This window comes from Halorubrum sp. Atlit-8R, assembly GCF_003666025.1.
GTDB classification, from domain to species: domain Archaea; phylum Halobacteriota; class Halobacteria; order Halobacteriales; family Haloferacaceae; genus Halorubrum; species Halorubrum salinarum.
Map to the genome: position 1 here is coordinate 186,884 of NZ_QPLV01000001.1, position 15,120 is coordinate 202,003.

The window sequence follows — 15,120 nt, forward strand, 5'->3', positions numbered from 1 at the left end:
CCGAGAGCCGGCCGCGCCGACGCGCGCCCTCGGCGAGGCTACGTCCGCCGCCGGACCGCCTCGCGAAACGCGCCGGCGGCGTCGGCGTCGGCCTCCGTCCGCCGGAGCCGCGCGCTCGTCTCGGCGTCGAGCCCCGGCGCCAGCACGACCGCCGCCGCCCCGGTCGCGACGGTCTCGGTCCGCCAGTCGACGTACCGCCCGGCGAGCCACGCCGGGAGGTCCGCGCGTAACACGGCGTTTCGCCACGCGAACTCCCGGGTCGCCGTCAGTCCGAGCAGGGCCAGCCGGTCGTCGAGGGGGTCGAACGCCGCGTCGATCCCGGCGATTCCGAGCGCCCCGTACGCCTCGACGAGGGCGTCCTGGGCGGTCTGAACGAGCCGGGCCAGTACCGCGTTGATGCGGTCGTGGTCCTCCAGTTTGGCGCCGCGGTCGGGGTCGATCCCCACGTCGCCGAGGGTGTACGTGAGGTCGTAGGCGATGTGCGCGTTGATCCCGAGCAGCGCGTCCTGCGCGACGAGCGTCTCCCCGCGGGCCGCGGCGGCGAAGGCGAGCAGCCACGGCCGGGGGAGCGAGTCGAACGCCCGCCGCTCGAACGCGACCAGCGCCCGGCGGTAGCGCTCCGCGAAGGCGACGAGGTACGCCGCGGTCCACTCGGGGTCGACGAAGGCGCCGTCGTCGATGGCGGTCCGCACGGTCGCCGTCATCCGGCTGTACACCGTGAGGAACACCGCGCGGCGGTCGCCCCGCTCCCGGAGGTACGACTCGGTCTCCGCCAGCCGCTCGGCGACGTCGTCGACGGACGCGAACGGCGCCGCGACGAGGTCGAGCAGCGCCGCGTCCGGCTCGTCGTCCGGCAGCTCCGCGGCGATCGCGTCCCGCTCGCCGTCGACCGCTCGGCGGAGCCCGACGAGCAGCGCTCTCGCCTCTGCGGTCGTCGGGACGGCGGCGCGGGTCGGGGTCATGACTGGCGGACGGTCGGGCCGTCCGACCGACCGGTACTCGGCCGGAGTCAAAGAACGTTGCTGCGAGCGGGCCCGGCGCCGACTACGCGAACTCGTCGATCAGCTCGGGCACCACGTCGAAGAGGTCGCCGACGATCCCGTAGTCGGCGATGTCGAAGATCGGCGCGTTCGGATCGGTGTTGATGGCGACGATCGTGTCCGAGCCCTTCATGCCGGCGACGTGTTGGACCGCGCCGGAGATGCCGACGGCGATGTACACGTCCGGCGTGACGACCTTCCCCGACTGGCCGACCTGCCGGTTCTTCGGCAGCCAGCCGTTGTCGACGATCGGCCGCGAGGCCGAGAGGGTCGCGCCGAGCGCGTCGGCGAGCTCCTCGACGAGTTCGAGGTTCTCCTCCTCCTCGATGCCGCGGCCGACCGAGACGAGCACGTCGGCGTCCGCGATGTCGACGTCGCCGCCGCCGACCTCCTCGAAGCCCGTGACGCGGGCGCCCGACTCGGGGATGTCGACGTCGGCCGCCTCGACGGTCGCGTCGCCGACCCCCTCCGCGGGCGGCCACTCGCCGCCGCGGACCGTGATGACGAAGCGGTCGCCGGCCACGTCGACGGTCGTCTCCACCTTCGAGCCGTACATCTCGCGGGTGACGGTGAGCCCGTCGTCGTAGTCGATCCCGACCGCGTCGGTCACGACGGGGACGCCGAGGTCCTCCGCGAGCGCTGGCGCGTAGTCGAGGCCGTTGACGGAGTTCGGCAGCACCACCGCGCCGGCGTCGAGCCGGTCCGCGAGCGTCGAGACGGCCGCCTGGTAGGCGTTGTGGTCGAACTCCTCGCCGTCGTCGACGGCGTGGATCGCGTCGACGCCCTCGCGGTTGAGGTCCTCCGCGAAGCCGTCGACGTCGCCGCCGATGACGGCCACGTGGAGGTCGGCGCCGCGCGCGTCGGCGAGCTCCCGCCCGGCCGTGATCGCCTCGTACGTCACGTCCCGGAGCGCGCCGCGGCGGTGTTCGGCGGCGACGAGCACGCTCATCACGCGCCCACCCCCTTGTCTCGCAGGACCTCGGCAAGGCGACCCGCGGACTCGCCGGCGTCGCCCTCGATGATCTCCGCGTCGGACTCGCTCTCCGGCTCGTACATCTCGGTGATCGTCAGCGCGCTCTCGACGTCCTCGGCGCTCAGCCCGAGGTCGGACAGGTCCTTCGGCGCGATCTCCTTGCGCTGGGCCTGTCGGATCCCGCGGAGGCTCGCGTACCGCGGCTCGTTGAGCCCGGTCTGGACCGTCAGCACCGCCGGGAGGTCCACGTCGGTCAGCTCCTCGACGCCGCCCTCCAGCTCCCGGTGGACGTGCGCCACGCCCGCGTCGGCGTCGACGTCGAGGTGGTTGACGACCGCGGCGTGCTCGAAGCCGATCCGCTCGGCGAGCGCGACGCCCGTCGCGCCGAAGCCGGTGTCCGCGGCCTGGACGCCGCCGAGGATCAGGTCCGGCTCCTCCTCCTCGACGACCGCCTCGAACAGGTCGACCTTCGAGGCCACGTCGGCGAACCCGCCGGCGAGCGCGTCGTCCCAGACGCGGACCGCGCGGTCGGCGCCCTTCGCGAGCGCCATCCGGATCGTCTCCTCGGCGCGCTCCGGGCCGACGGTGACGGTCACGACCTCGTCAGCGATGCCGGCCTCGGCGAGCTGGACGGCGGCCTCGACGGCGTAGTCGTCCCACTCGTTCAGGTCATACTCGAGGTCGGACTCGGCGATGTCGGTCCCCTCGATCGCGAAGTCGTCGTCGGCCTCCGCGACCTCCTTGACGGTCACCAGAACCTTCATGATCGATACTCAGTCGCTCGTCCTGTAATGGTTTTCGGAACGAGCGACGGCGGACCAGCGGTTTTTCCTCTGTTCGCCCGACTCGGGGCGAGGGCCGGCGCCGCGGCGACCGCCGGCGCTGCCCGCCACCGTCGCCGCGACCGGGACCGCTACTCGTCGGCGCGGTCGCCGTCGCCGCCCCCGGCGTCGCCGTCGTCGGGCAGCGAGATGAGGTTCTCGCGGCCGAGCCGGAGCTTCTCGACGCGCCCCTCGTCGGCCATCGCCGAGAGCAGCTGCGACACCTTCGCGTCCGACCACCCGGTCTCGGCGACGATGTCGGCCTGCCGCATCCGACCGCCGTTGGCGTCGAGGAGGCGCTCGACGCGCTCCTCGTCCGAGAGCAGCGAGAGGTCCTCCCCGTCGTCGCCGGCGTCCTCCTCGTCGCCCGCGTCGGCGCCGTCGTCGTCCGGCTCCGGTCCCCGACCGGCGCCGCCGACGCCGGCCGGAGTCGGGCCGTCGCCGTTCGCCACGTCCTCGCCGCCGTTCATCGCCGACTCGCCCGGTCCGTCTCCCCCGGGATTGATCCGTCGGTATCCGACGACGCTCCCGGCGACGAGGGCCGCGGCGAGCACCATCGCGGCCATCAGCATCGTCCACGGGGCGCCCGCTCCGGCGGGGCCGTACACGATCGCCACGGGCTCGCCCTCCTCGAACGTCTGGGGCCCCTCGATGATCACGTCGCCGTCCGAGAGCTGGGTCACGGCGCTGCTCGGCGTTCCGGTGACGGTGTACCCCTCCGGCGTCGCCACCTCCAGCGTCTGACTCGCCTCCAGGCTGCGGAGCCACGTCTCGTTGTCCGGCGTCGTCAGCGCGTCCCCGAGGACGAGGCTCTCGCCGTCCTGTTCGAGGAATGCCGTCCAGGTGAACGTGAGCCGCAGCTCGCCGACCGCGACCGCGTCCTCCGTCGCGACCTCGTACTCGCTCGGGTCCTCGTACACCTCGACCTCGCGCTCGACGTCCTCGATCGCCATCGAGCGGTCGACGTTGCGGTTCGCCTCGCGGCGGAACCCCTCGAACAGGGCGGCGTCGGGGCCGACCTCGCCGTCCTCGAAGCGGTCGCCGGCGGTCCTGAACGCCGCCGTCTCGTTCGCGTCCGCCAGCGAGTACCGGACCGCGACGGTCCAGTCCGCGCTGCGGTCGGGGTTCAGACCGATCCGGATCCGCGTCGTCGACGGCGACGTGATGCCGTCGTCGGTCTGCTGGCGCGCGGCCGTCGAGCGGTCGCCGACGGCGCCGGCGACGCCCGGGCCGTCTGCGGCGGCCGACGCGCGGGTCGGGTTCTCGTCAGCGTCGAGGGGGGAGGGGGCCGTGACCGCGCCGTCGGCCGCGACGCCGGCGCTCGCGACCAGCGCGAGCGCGACGACGGCGACCAAGAGCGCGCGAAGAGCGGGGTTCCGCATACGTCACGGGCCACTCGCGCGCCGGGCAAAACGCTTTCCATACGCTGTTTTTTGACAGGACGCCCGGCCGAGTCGCCGCTCGCGCTCGCGCGCCGCTCGACGGCGACGCGGGTCGGTGGGCCCGGGCGGCCGGCCGCAGTGGGTGGACTTTTTGTGTCCCGGGCCGAACCGTCGGGCGATGAGAGCCCTCCCGATCGCCGCGGTCGCGGTCCTGTTGATCGTGGCCCCGGTCGCCGGCGTCACCGCGCCGGGCGCCGTCTCCCCGTCCGTCGCCCCGGCGGAGTCCGCCGATTCGGCCCCGCCCGCCGCGCCGGACCTCCCCGCCGCTCCGGCGTCGCCCGGTAGCTCGGCGTCGCCCGCGGACCCGACGGCCGCCGCCGGCCAGCCGGCGCCGCAGCTCGAAACGACGAACCTGACGCTCCGCACGCTCTCGACGCCGCCCGGCGCGGAGACGCGGGTCGGCACGTACGTACGCGGCCCCGACCTCGGCTCGGCGCTCGGGTTCGCGACCGCCGACGCCGACGCGGCCGTCGAGACCGCGGCCGTCGTCGACCGGATCGAGGGCGCCGAGGCCGGCGTCGAGCGCCAACAGCAGATCCTCGTCGAGATCAACCGCGTCGAGCGCGCGGAGGTGGCGCTGTCGAGCCGCCAGGCGGACGCCTTCAGCGCGCACGCCGCCGGCGAGATGAGCGACCGCGAGCTGGTCGACGAGCTCGTCCGGGTGGCGGCGACCGCCCGCGAGTACGACGAGCGGCTCGAGGCCATCGACGCGCTCGCCGAGTCGACGGACGGGTTCAGCTCGCCCGGCCGGCTCGACGAGCTTCAGGTGGCGCTCCAGGTGTACGAGGGGCCGGTCCGCGACCACGCGCTCGCGACCGCTCGCGGCCAGTCCTCGCCGAACGACATCTACGTCGCGTCGAGCGAGGACGCCGTCGTGCTCACGACCGTCGTCGACGGCGAGTACGTCCGCGAGGTCTTCCGGACCGACCGCTGGGACCGCGGCGGCGGCGATATCTCGAACGACGCGGCGATAGAGATCACCGAGGCGGCCTACCCCGAGACGGCCGCGCTGCGCGAGCCAGACGCGTTCGGCGCGGGCGCGGTCCAGCGGATCACCATCCCGCACGAGTTCGGCGTCCTCCGCACGTTCGTCAGCGGCGGCACCGAGCAGGTGTTCGTCGAACACCAGCGCGTCGACCTGGCCGCGTTCCCCGACACCGAGCCGGTCGCGGCCGCCGGCGACGGGTTCAACGTCACCGTCGAGCGGACCTACCCCGGCGGGCCGGTGACGGTGACCGTCCTCGACGACGAGACCGGCGAGCCGGTCTCCGGCGTCACCGTCACCAAGTCCGTCGGCGGCGGCGACAGCCGGGCGATCGGCGCGACCGACGAGAACGGGGTCGTCCGGACGCTCTCGCCCGCCGAGCCGTACCGCATCACCGTCGTCGACGAGCCCCGCGTCGTCGTCATCGACGGCATCGAACCCCTCCCGACGCCGCGGCCGGTCGACGACGAGTGACCGGCCGCCCGGGGCGACGCTTTTAGGCGAAACCGCCCCACGCCCCCCGTGTCACCAGTTGCTCGCCGCGCCCGAGGGATGGCGCCCGTCGCGGGCGTGCTGCTCATCGCGATCACGGTCGTGTTGGCCGGCGGCGTCGCGGCCGCCGCGCTCGACGGCCCGAGCGCGACGGTGCCGCCGTCGGCGGTGCTGTCGCTGTCGGCGACCGACGACCGGATCGCGGTCACGCACCGCGGCGGCGATCCGATCGACGTCACGGCCGTGCGGGTCCGCGTCAGCGTCGACGGCGAACCGCTCGACGAGCAGCCGCCGCTCCCGTTCTTCTCGGCCGCCGGGTTCCACCCCGGCCCGACCGGGCCGTTCAACTCCGCGGGCGACGACACGCTCCGCGTCGGGGAGACGGCCGCCTTCCGCGTCGCGGACACCAACGACCCGACGCTCGAACCGGGCCGACGGGTCACCGTCGAGATCACGGCCGACGGCCGGCCGGTCGCGACGCTGGAGACGGTCGTCGAGCCGGGGTGAGGGCGCGTCGGAGGGAGCGGCCGGGCGTTCCGGCTCTCGATCGACGCCGCTACTCGGCGTCGGGCGCCGAGGGGTCCGCGTCGGGGGCGGCCGCCGACGACTCGTCGCCCGACTCGCCGTCGTCGGGAACGCGGGCGACGGTCGTGATGGCGCGGGGGCTCTGCGGCGTCGCCTGCTGGATGTGGTGTTCGAACTCCTCGTAGCCGGCCGCCTCGAACATCCGGTCGGCCTCGTCGGCGTCGTAGAACAGCATGATCGCGTCGGCCACCCGCTGGAGGATCGGGTTGTGCGGGTAGTCGGGGCCGACGACGAGGACCTGCCCGCCGGGCTTAGCGACGCGCCGGAGCTCGCGCAGCCCCTCGACGGGGTTCGGCCAGTACTCGATGGAGCCGGACGACCAGACCACGTCGAACGCGTCGTCGCGGAACGGGAGCCGCTCGGCGTCGCCGCGGTAGAAGTTCACGCGGTCGCGCTTCCCGAACTTCCCGAACGCCTTCTCCATCTGGTGGATGCTCTGGTCGAGCCCGTGGACGTCGTCGGCGTGTTCGAGCAGTCCCTCCGTGCCGAAGCCGGTCCCGCAGCCCACGTCGAGCACCCTCGGGTCGTCGCCGAACTCCAGCCACGAGAGCGCCTCCGCGCGCATCTCCTCGTTCCAGTTGAAGCTGTTAATCCGGTCGTACACCTTCGAGAGGTACTTGTAGAAGAGCCGGGCGTTCGACTTGTCCTCGAGGATCCCCATTTACCGGTTCCTTGGGCCGGCGCCCCCATAACGACACGGATCCGCGAACGGTATCGGCCGCGGACGAGCGGGCCGCACCGCTTCCGACCGGCTTTTCCGCCCGCCGCCCCACCGCCCGGTATGGATCCGACGACGAGCGGCCGGTTCCGCGTCCACGACCGGCGCCGGCGGCCGGACATCGACGACGAGTCGGACGGGGGCGACCCCGGCGCGGCCGCGGCCGACGCCGAGGAGTTCGTCCTCGTCGAGCTCGCCGACGAGCCGGTCGACCCGACGGCCCCCGACGCCGAGGACCGCTTCGACCCCCTCTACGCCACCGCGGAGGGGTACGAGGGCGACCTCGGCGAGGCCGTCGACGCGCTCCGGCCCGGCTTCGTCGTCGACGCGACGCTGGCGTGGACCGACGGCTCCGCGCGCTTCCGCGAGGTCGAGGTCGTCCGCGAGACGCGCTTCCGCTTCGCCGACGGCGTCGAGGGGATGTTCGAGGCGGCCGTCGAGACGTGGCGGCAGATCCGCGCCGAGGGCGAGCCCGTCGGCTCGGTCACGACCCGGTCGAACGACGGCGACCCCAACGGCGCGCTGTACCTCTTCGCGGACGCGCCCGGCAGCGACACCTTCGACGAGGTCCGCACGGGCCGGCTCCCCATCGAGCCGCTCGTCGCGCGCGTGAACGAGTCGCGCGACGACGACGGTCCGCGGGAGGTGTTCGTGTTACGCCCCGCGGCCCACGAGTTCGTCGCCGTCTACGTCGTCTTCGACCGCGACGGCGTCCTCGCGCAGACGGTCCGGGACACCTACGACCTCGGGGCCGGGCTGGCGGCGGGGCTCGACGCGAGCTACCCGGGCGGCGACGACGGCGACTCGCTCGTCTCCGACGCCGCGGACGACGCCCCGGGGGAGTCGAACGGGTCGGACGACGACCCGCTCAACGATGACGACGACTTCGACGCCCTTGACCGCCTGTAGGCCGGCGCGTCTCCCCGGACTCCCGCGGCGCTACAGCCAGTCCGCCTCGGGGTCCACCCGGCCGTCCGGCGTCTCGCCGTTCAGGACGGCCGCCACGTCGGCCGCGCCGCTCCGGTTCAGGTCGTCTTTCGCCTCCTCGCTGTACCACGCCGCGTGCGGCGTGACCACCGTGTCGTCGCGCCCGACGAGCGGGTCGTCCTCGGGCGGCTCCTCGGCGAGGACGTCGAGGCCGGCGGCCTTTATGCCGTCGCGCTCCAGCGCGTCGAGGAGGGCGTCGGCGTCGACGACGGGGCCGCGGCTCACGTTGACGACCACCGAGTCCTCGCCCAGCCGGCCAAGCGCGTCCGCGTCGACGATCCCCCGCGTCGCGTCGGTCAGGGGGGCGTAGACGCCGACGTGGTCGGCGCGGTCGAACAGCGCCTCGAACTCGACCTTCTCGACGCCGCGGTCGGCCATCTCCTCGGCGTCGACGAACGGGTCGTGCGCGATCAGGTCGGCGCCGAACCCGGAGAGCTGCTCGGCCGCCCGCTTCGCGATCGGGCCGAACGAGAGCAGGCCGATCGTCGACGCGCTCACGCGCCGGGTCGGGACGCCGGCCTCCCAGCTCCACCCGCCCTCCGCGACCGCGTCGTCGTACGGCTTGAGCGAGCGCAGGCAGGCGAGGAGCAGCGAGACGGAGTGGGTCGCCACCTCGTCGGTACAGTAGTCCGGCACCCGGGTGACGGTCACCCCGCGCTCCGCGGCCGCCGCCACGTCGACGTTGTCGACGCCGACGGCCGAGCGGACGACCACGTCGAGGTCCGTGGCGTCGAGCGCCGCCTCGGTGACGGGCGTGTTGATGTCGGTGACCACCGCGTCGGCGCCGGCCGCCGCGTCGATCAGCCGCTCGGTCGACCCCAGTTCCGCGACCTCCACCTCGACCGGCTCGTCGACCGCGTCGGCGAGGACCTCGCGGTACGTCTCCGGGTCTATCATCGGGAACGCCGACAGCACGACTCTGGGCATGCGCGGCCGTTCACCGCCGACCCACTTGACGGCTGTCACTGACGCTGTCAGGCCCTCTTCCGTCCGATTCGATCGTGATAGATCGCCAGACCGGGCGCCGCGTTCCGATGGCTCTTTGCGGCGGCCGACCGTACGTGCCTCCGTGAGCGAGGACAGTTCGAAGCCCCCGATGCTGGTCCTGTTGGAGTCGCTGTCGTTCTATCGCAACGTCCGGATCGGGGCGGCCGCCGGCGCGCTGCTCGCGCTCTCGCTGTACCTCGTCCGGACCCTCGAACTGCTCGGGCCGGTGATCGACACGCGCGAGTACCCGCTGTTCGGGCCCGACGTGTGGTTCCTCCTGCTCGCGTTCGTGCTGGCGGCGACGTCGGCGCTGGCGGTGGCGGTCGTCCTCACCGTCGCGGCGGCTGTCCGCGGCGCACGCGAGGGCGGCGCGGAGCCGCCGGAGTAGCGGAGACGCCGCGCGGGACGGTCCCGAGCGCACGGAACGCGTCGCTCGGCGTCGCCGAGAGAAGGTGAGAAGACGGACGGGGTGGGGAGTCGACCGCCGCGGGTCAGTCGGCGGTACAGGAGGCCTCGCCCTCGTCGGCGGTGAACTCCTGGGCCGGCTCCGTGAGCTTGTAGAGGTTCTGTCTGGCGTCCGCGAAGTAGACGTCCTCGTCGACGACGCCGATCCCTTCGAGCCGTTCGAGCGCGTACCGGACGGTGCGGGCCGACAGCATCGACTCTTGGACGATCCCCTTCTGGGTCAGCGGTCCGTTGTACTCGAGCACCTTGAAGACGAGTTTGGCGCTCGGTGGGAGGTCGTCGAGCCCCTCCGTTTGAGTTCCTTCCATCGTTACGATTCGAAACCGCACACGTTCATAAATGTTGATGGAGCAGCCCCGTCTCAGCGCCGTTTACCGGCGAAATCGGCCGCATCTCGCGTCACAAACCAGCAAAATAGGCCGCTAACACCCCGCTGGACTGACCAGTCAGTCAGCGATTCGGCTCGCGCGCGCCTCGGCCGCGGCGACGCGCGGCGGTGCCCGACCGCCGCGTTCCGAGCGGCGGCCCGTCTCGCCCGCGGGCGACGGCGGGAACGAACGGCTTTTCACGGGCGCTCGCGGATCCGAAGGCATGAGCGACGATTCGGGCCTGTCCGACCACGCGCGCGGCGTGGTCGTCACGACCATCTGCTGTCTCGCCGGGATCGCGGCCGGCGTCGTCTCGGCCGTCTACGTCGGCACCGACCCGGCGTCCGCCGCGAGCACCACCGCGGTCTTCGTGCTCGGCGCGTTCGTCATCGCCCAGTACCCCATATTCAAAGCGGTCGGCGTCGGCGACCTCGGGGTCAAGGACAACCTCTACGTGGCGTTTCTCACGTTCACCCTCTGGTTCATCAGCTACACCGTCCTGCTGACGTCCGCCGTCGACCTGGGGGTCTGAGATGGCCGACGACAGCATCGCGGTCGTGGACCTCGATCGGTGCCAGCCCGACCGCTGTAACTACGAGTGCATGAAGGACTGCCCGCCCAACCGGACGGGCAAGGAGTGCATCACGGAGCGTGGCCCGGACGCCGAGGAGGGCGACCCCGACCAGATCCACATCTCAGAGGAGATCTGCCTGGGCGAGACCTGCGGCATCTGCGTCCAGTCGTGCCCGTTCGACGCCATCGAGATCATCAACCTCCCCTCCGAGCTCGACGACGACCCGGTCCACCGCTACGGGGACAACGCCTTCTCGCTGTACGGCCTCCCGACGCCCGAGCCCGGCAGCGTCACCGGCATCCTCGGGCCGAACGGGATCGGGAAGTCGACCGCCGTCCACGCGCTCGCCGGCGAGATGGTCCCGAACCTCGGCGACCACGCCGCCGACGGCGACTGGGAGCGCGTCCTCGACCGCTTCCGCGGCACCGGCCTCCAGAACTACCTCGAATCGCTGAAGGCGGGCGACGTGACGGTCGCGCGCAAGCCGCAGTACGTCGACCAGATCCCGAACCAGTTCGACGGGAACACCCGCGAGCTGCTGGAGCGGACCGACGAGCGGGGCGCGCTCGACGACCTCGTCGACCGGCTCAACATCCGGCCGGTGATGGACCAGGACATCGACTCGATCTCCGGCGGCGAGCTCCAGCGCGTCGCCATCGCGGCGTGTCTGGCCCGCGACGCCGACTTCTACTTCCTCGACGAGATCACGCCGTACCTCGACATCGGCCAGCGGATGATCGTCGCCCGGCTCATCCGCGAGCTGGCGGACGACGACGCCGCGGACCGCTCGATGCTCGTCGTCGAGCACGACCTCGCGATCCTCGACCTGCTCGCCGACACGCTCCACGTCGCGTACGGGGAGCCGGGCGCGTACGGTGTCATCACCGACCCGAAGTCGGTCCGGAAGGGGATCAACGAGTACCTGAAGGGGTACCTCGACAACGAGAACATGCGGATCCGGCCCTCCGCGATCACCTTCGAGGAGCACGCGCCGCGGGTCGCCTCCCGGAGCGAAACGCTGATCGAGTACCCGGACCTGCGGAAGTCGTACGGCGACGGCGAGTTCGAGCTCCGCGTCGAGGGCGGCGAGATCAACCGCTCCGAGGTGCTCGGCGTCGTCGGCCCGAACGGGATCGGCAAGTCCACGCTCGCGCAGCTGTTCACCGGCGACTTGGCGCCCGACGAGGGCGAGCTCGACTTCGCGCTCGACATCTCCTACAAGCCGCAGTACATCGACATCGACCAGCACATGCGGGTCGACGCGTTCCTCTCCTCTATCACCGACGAGTTCGGCTCCTCCTACTGGAACACCGAGATCGCCCAGCCGCTCCAGTTGGAGCGCGTGATGGAGCAGAACCTCTCGGACCTCTCGGGCGGGGAGCGCCAGCGCGTCGCCATCGCGGCCTGCCTCTCCGACGACGCCGACCTCTACCTGCTCGACGAGCCCTCCGCCCACCTCGACGTCGAGCAGCGCGTGCGGGCGACGACCGCGATCCGCCGGTACGCCGAGAACCACGACGCGACCGTGATGGTGATCGACCACGACATCTACATGATCGACCTCCTCGCGGACCGCCTGATGGTGTTCGACGGCGAGCCCGCCGAGCGCGGGCGCGCCGCGCCGCCGCAGGACATGCGCGACGGCATGAACGAGTTCCTCGCCGACCTCGAGATCACCTTCCGGCGCGACGAGCGCACCGGCCGCCCCCGGATCAACAAGCCGGGGTCGCAGCTCGACAGCCAGCAGAAGCGCGACGGCGAGTACTACTACTCAGGCTGAGCCGGCCTCCCGGTCGCTGGCAGCCCGCTCTCCGGCGCTCGCGACCCGCTCCCCGCCGCTCTCTCCCAGCTCCCCCGCCGGGCGCCGCCGCCTCGCCGCTACCCCGACGCTTTCGTCGTTCGACCTCGGAGCCTCCGCCATGCCCGAGACGGACGCCGACCTGTTCGGCATGACGTGGGAGGACGCCGGCGCCGCGATCGACGACGCCGACTTCGCGGTGCTCCCGGCCGGCAGCATCGAGCAGCACGGCCCGCACCTCCCGGTGTCGACGGACACGCTCCGCGCGGACCACCTCACGGCCGAGCTCGTCGACGCCGCCGACGAGTTCGACCTCGACCTGCTGCGGCTCCCGACGCTGCCGTACGGGCAGTCGGAACACCACATGCGGTTCCCCGGGACGGTCACGCTCTCGACGGAGACGTACGTCGACGTGGTCCGTGAGATCGGCGAGTCGGTGGCCGAACACGGCGCCGACCGGTTACTCCTTCTGAACTGCCACGGCGGGAACCGCGAGCCGCTGTCGATCGCCGCCGACCGGCTCGGCCGCGACACCGACCTCACGGTCCACTTCGTCCACTGGACGGACTTCGCGGAGGCGGACCTGACGGAGGCGTACGGCGAGGGGTGGGGCCACGCCGGCGACCACGAGACGAGCTTCGTCGAGCTGTACCGCCCGGACCTCGTGCGGACCGCAAAGAAGGAGCCGCAGGAGGCGGCGGAGCTGCCCCGGACCCGGAGCTACGAGTACTTCGACGAGGTGACGGAGCTGGGCGGTCTCGGCGACCCGACGAACAGCGATCCGGACGCGCTCGAACCCATCGTCGCCGCGACGACCCGGGAGATCCTCGGCGCGCTCGTCGAGGATCTCGACCGGGGGTGGTAGGGCCTCCCCACCTTCCGCGGGGTCGCCGCCGCCGTTCGATCCGCGGTATCGAAGCGATTAAGCCCGGAACACGCGAACCCCGGCACATGCACCACCTCATCATCCGCGGCGACCCCGACATCCGGAAGGACGCGGTGATCGAGCACGACGGCGAGGAGCTGGTCTGTTTCGGCATCAACGTTCAGGGCGGCTGGCACGGCCCGGACGAGCCGCAGCTCTGGTGTACCGTCGGCACGGAAGACGAGCGCGAGGCGTACGACAAACGCGAGTACGTCCCCCACTGGCTCGACGTCGAGACGGTCGACGCCGAGGACCTCGACGTGATCAAAGCGAAGGGCGACCTCTCCGTCTGAGCGCCGCGGTCGACTCTTCTCGCCGACTCACCCGTCCACCGGCGGGTCCGCCAGCCACGCCTCGATGGCGCCGGCCATCGCCCCGCGCCGGTGGATCGTCCCCGCCTCGGGGTCGACGACCGTGCTCTCCGTCCCAGGCGTCTCGCCGCCGTCGATCACGGCGGCGACTCCCTCGCGGATCCGGTCGGAGAGGTCGCTCGGGTCGGTGACGCTGCCCGTCCCGGAGACGTTCGCGCTCGTCGCGGTGAGGGGACCGGTCTCGGCCAGCAGCGCCCGCGCGAGGTCGTGGTCCGGCACGCGGATCCCGACGCGGTCGCGCCCGGCGGTGAGCGCGTCGGGCACCCGGTCGCCGCGCTCGACGACGACCGTCACCGGCCCCGGGAGGAACGCCCGCGCGAAGGCGACGGCCAGCTCCGTCGGGCGGGTGTAGCGGAGCGCGTCGTCGACGCTCGCGACGCCGAGCGAGAGGGGGTTCGACCGGTCGCGGCCCTTCAGGTCGAAGATGCGCTCGACGGCCTCGGGGTCGAGCGCGTCGGCGCCCAGCCCGTACACCGTCTCGGTCGGGTAGACGACGAGGTCGCCGCGGTCGACGGCGGCGGCCGCCGCGCGCAGCTCCTCGGATCGGTCCGGTCCGTCGTCGCTCGTGTCGGCGGTCACGCGCGACCGTTCGGCGGCGAGTTGAAAAAGCGTGACGAGTGTGTGCGGTCCGCGCGCCGGGCCGCGACCTCGGGTCCGCTCAGTCGACGAGGTCGGCGACCGCGTCGCCGATCGCCTCGGCGTCGGGGAACTCGGGATGCTCGCTCGCGACCCACGCGTACTCCACGGTGCGGTCGGCGTCGAGCAGGAAGACGGCCGGGCGGCTCTCCGTGATCCCGGTCATGCCGTCGATCTCGTGTGCGAGGCCGTACTCCTCGACGACGCCCGCGCCCGGGTCGGAGAAGATCCGGACACCGTCGCCGCGCTCGGCGAGCAGGCGCTTGTGGGCGTACGGCGTCGAGATGGAGACGCCGAGCACGTCGAGGTCGTCGCTCCACCCGTGGTCGTCGACCGTGTTGTAGAGGTACGTCCCCTGGAAGGTGCCGTCCATGGGGTGGAACAGGAGGAGCGTCGGGCCGTCGACGGCGTCGGCGAGCGCGCGGTCCTCCCAGTACTCGCCGTTCACGAGCGGGCGGGTGAAGTCGGGCGCCGTGTCGCCCCCGGCGACGTGGTCCGTCTCGGGCAGGGAGACGACGTCGAACTCCGGCATCTCAGGCACCTCCCTCGGCGTCGGCTGCGCGGCCCCCATCGGTCGCCGCGTCGCCGTACGTCCCCTTCAGGTACTCGACGATGTTCGCGCTCTCGGACATGGTGACGCCGGTCTCGCGGTCGACGATCGCCGGCACGCTCCGGGCGCCGGAGACGCGCTTGACGACGTTGCGCTCGGAGTGCATCGGCTCGACGTAGCGGGAGCGGTACTCCAAGTCGAGCTCGTTCAGCGTCCGGACGACGCGCTCGCAGTACGGGCACGCCTGCAGCCGGTACAGGGTGATCTGTGGATCGCTCATGTCCCGCGGTTCGCCCGCGAGACGGGTAACCGTGTCGGCGGCGGCACGCGCGTCGACGATGGCCCGGGTCGGCGGCGGCGCGCGTCGGCGGCACTCCGCCGCCCCGCCGCGGGGCTCAGCGAA

18 protein-coding genes are annotated in these 15,120 nt (G+C 72.5%); 8 read left to right on the plus strand and 10 right to left on the minus strand.

The window, feature by feature from the left end:
* Positions 1–38: 38 nt before the first annotated feature.
* From DVK05_RS00875 to DVK05_RS00890, 4 genes are all read right to left on the minus strand, one after another.
* On the minus strand, positions 39–962 hold the full coding sequence (locus tag DVK05_RS00875) for a DUF5995 family protein (protein WP_121561571.1): 924 nt from the start codon (positions 960–962) through the stop codon (positions 39–41).
* A gap of 82 nt (positions 963–1,044) precedes the next feature.
* Entirely contained in the window at positions 1,045–1,989 is a 945-nt protein-coding gene (locus DVK05_RS00880) for an electron transfer flavoprotein subunit alpha/FixB family protein (RefSeq protein ID WP_199712270.1), read from the minus strand.
* Positions 1,989–2,777, minus strand: a complete 789-nt coding sequence (locus tag DVK05_RS00885; RefSeq protein WP_121561573.1) for an electron transfer flavoprotein subunit beta/FixA family protein — start codon at positions 2,775–2,777, stop codon at positions 1,989–1,991. The genes DVK05_RS00880 and DVK05_RS00885 overlap by 1 nt, the downstream gene beginning before the upstream one ends.
* Positions 2,778–2,926: 149 nt before the next feature.
* Positions 2,927–4,216, minus strand: a complete 1,290-nt coding sequence (locus DVK05_RS00890) for a hypothetical protein (protein WP_121561574.1) — start codon at positions 4,214–4,216, stop codon at positions 2,927–2,929.
* A 178-nt stretch (positions 4,217–4,394) separates the two neighbouring features.
* Here DVK05_RS00890 and DVK05_RS00895 point away from each other — a divergent pair, with 178 nt between their 5' ends.
* Together DVK05_RS00895 and DVK05_RS00900 are read left to right on the plus strand one after the other, a co-directional pair.
* On the plus strand, positions 4,395–5,735 hold the full coding sequence (locus DVK05_RS00895) for a hypothetical protein (protein ID WP_121561575.1): 1,341 nt from the start codon (positions 4,395–4,397) through the stop codon (positions 5,733–5,735).
* 78 nt (positions 5,736–5,813) lie between these two features.
* Positions 5,814–6,260, plus strand: a complete 447-nt coding sequence (locus tag DVK05_RS00900) for a type IV pilin (protein ID WP_121561576.1) — start codon at positions 5,814–5,816, stop codon at positions 6,258–6,260.
* A gap of 49 nt (positions 6,261–6,309) precedes the next feature.
* On the opposite strand, the gene DVK05_RS00905 is transcribed toward DVK05_RS00900, so the two are convergent.
* Positions 6,310–6,999 carry a methyltransferase domain-containing protein gene (locus tag DVK05_RS00905; protein ID WP_121561577.1) on the minus strand — a complete coding sequence of 230 codons (690 nt, stop codon included), beginning with the start codon at positions 6,997–6,999 and terminating at the stop codon, positions 6,310–6,312.
* 120 nt (positions 7,000–7,119) lie between these two features.
* Between DVK05_RS00905 and DVK05_RS00910 the strand changes: the two genes are divergently transcribed.
* A complete protein-coding gene (locus tag DVK05_RS00910; RefSeq protein ID WP_121561578.1) occupies positions 7,120–7,965 on the plus strand; it encodes a DUF6663 family protein in 846 nt (281 codons plus the stop codon).
* A gap of 30 nt (positions 7,966–7,995) precedes the next feature.
* Here DVK05_RS00910 and DVK05_RS00915 read toward each other — a convergent pair whose 3' ends face one another.
* The gene (locus DVK05_RS00915) at positions 7,996–8,970 is read right to left on the minus strand and encodes a C-terminal binding protein (RefSeq protein ID WP_121561579.1); all 975 of its coding nucleotides are present in this window, start codon (positions 8,968–8,970) and stop codon (positions 7,996–7,998) included.
* Positions 8,971–9,139: 169 nt separating this feature from the next.
* Between DVK05_RS00915 and DVK05_RS00920 the strand changes: the two genes are divergently transcribed.
* Entirely contained in the window at positions 9,140–9,418 is a 279-nt protein-coding gene (locus DVK05_RS00920) for a hypothetical protein (protein ID WP_053771968.1), read from the plus strand.
* A gap of 103 nt (positions 9,419–9,521) precedes the next feature.
* Here the strand turns inward: DVK05_RS00920 and DVK05_RS00925 are convergent, their stop codons facing one another.
* Positions 9,522–9,803 carry a helix-turn-helix domain-containing protein gene (locus DVK05_RS00925; RefSeq protein ID WP_008443026.1) on the minus strand — a complete coding sequence of 94 codons (282 nt, stop codon included), beginning with the start codon at positions 9,801–9,803 and terminating at the stop codon, positions 9,522–9,524.
* Between the two features lie 283 nt (positions 9,804–10,086).
* Between DVK05_RS00925 and DVK05_RS00930 the strand changes: the two genes are divergently transcribed.
* From DVK05_RS00930 to DVK05_RS00945, 4 genes are all read left to right on the plus strand, one after another.
* Entirely contained in the window at positions 10,087–10,395 is a 309-nt protein-coding gene (locus tag DVK05_RS00930; protein ID WP_121561580.1) for a hypothetical protein, read from the plus strand.
* Between the two features lies 1 nt (position 10,396).
* Positions 10,397–12,217, plus strand: a complete 1,821-nt coding sequence (locus DVK05_RS00935; RefSeq protein ID WP_121561581.1) for a ribosome biogenesis/translation initiation ATPase RLI — start codon at positions 10,397–10,399, stop codon at positions 12,215–12,217.
* Between the two features lie 139 nt (positions 12,218–12,356).
* Complete coding sequence (locus DVK05_RS00940; protein WP_121561582.1) at positions 12,357–13,100, plus strand: creatininase family protein; 744 nt, start codon at positions 12,357–12,359, stop codon at positions 13,098–13,100.
* 86 nt (positions 13,101–13,186) lie between these two features.
* Positions 13,187–13,453 (plus strand): HAH_0734 family protein, encoded by a 267-nt coding sequence (locus DVK05_RS00945; RefSeq protein WP_053771822.1) that lies wholly within the window; start codon positions 13,187–13,189, stop codon positions 13,451–13,453.
* Between the two features lie 27 nt (positions 13,454–13,480).
* Here the strand turns inward: DVK05_RS00945 and DVK05_RS00950 are convergent, their stop codons facing one another.
* The 3 genes from DVK05_RS00950 to DVK05_RS00960 form a co-directional block, all read right to left on the minus strand.
* On the minus strand, positions 13,481–14,110 hold the full coding sequence (locus DVK05_RS00950) for an L-threonylcarbamoyladenylate synthase (protein WP_199712271.1): 630 nt from the start codon (positions 14,108–14,110) through the stop codon (positions 13,481–13,483).
* A gap of 79 nt (positions 14,111–14,189) precedes the next feature.
* Complete coding sequence (locus DVK05_RS00955) at positions 14,190–14,699, minus strand: redoxin domain-containing protein (protein ID WP_121561583.1); 510 nt, start codon at positions 14,697–14,699, stop codon at positions 14,190–14,192.
* A 1-nt stretch (position 14,700) separates the two neighbouring features.
* Entirely contained in the window at positions 14,701–14,997 is a 297-nt protein-coding gene (locus tag DVK05_RS00960) for a glutathione S-transferase N-terminal domain-containing protein (RefSeq protein WP_121561584.1), read from the minus strand.
* Positions 14,998–15,120 lie beyond the last annotated feature (123 nt).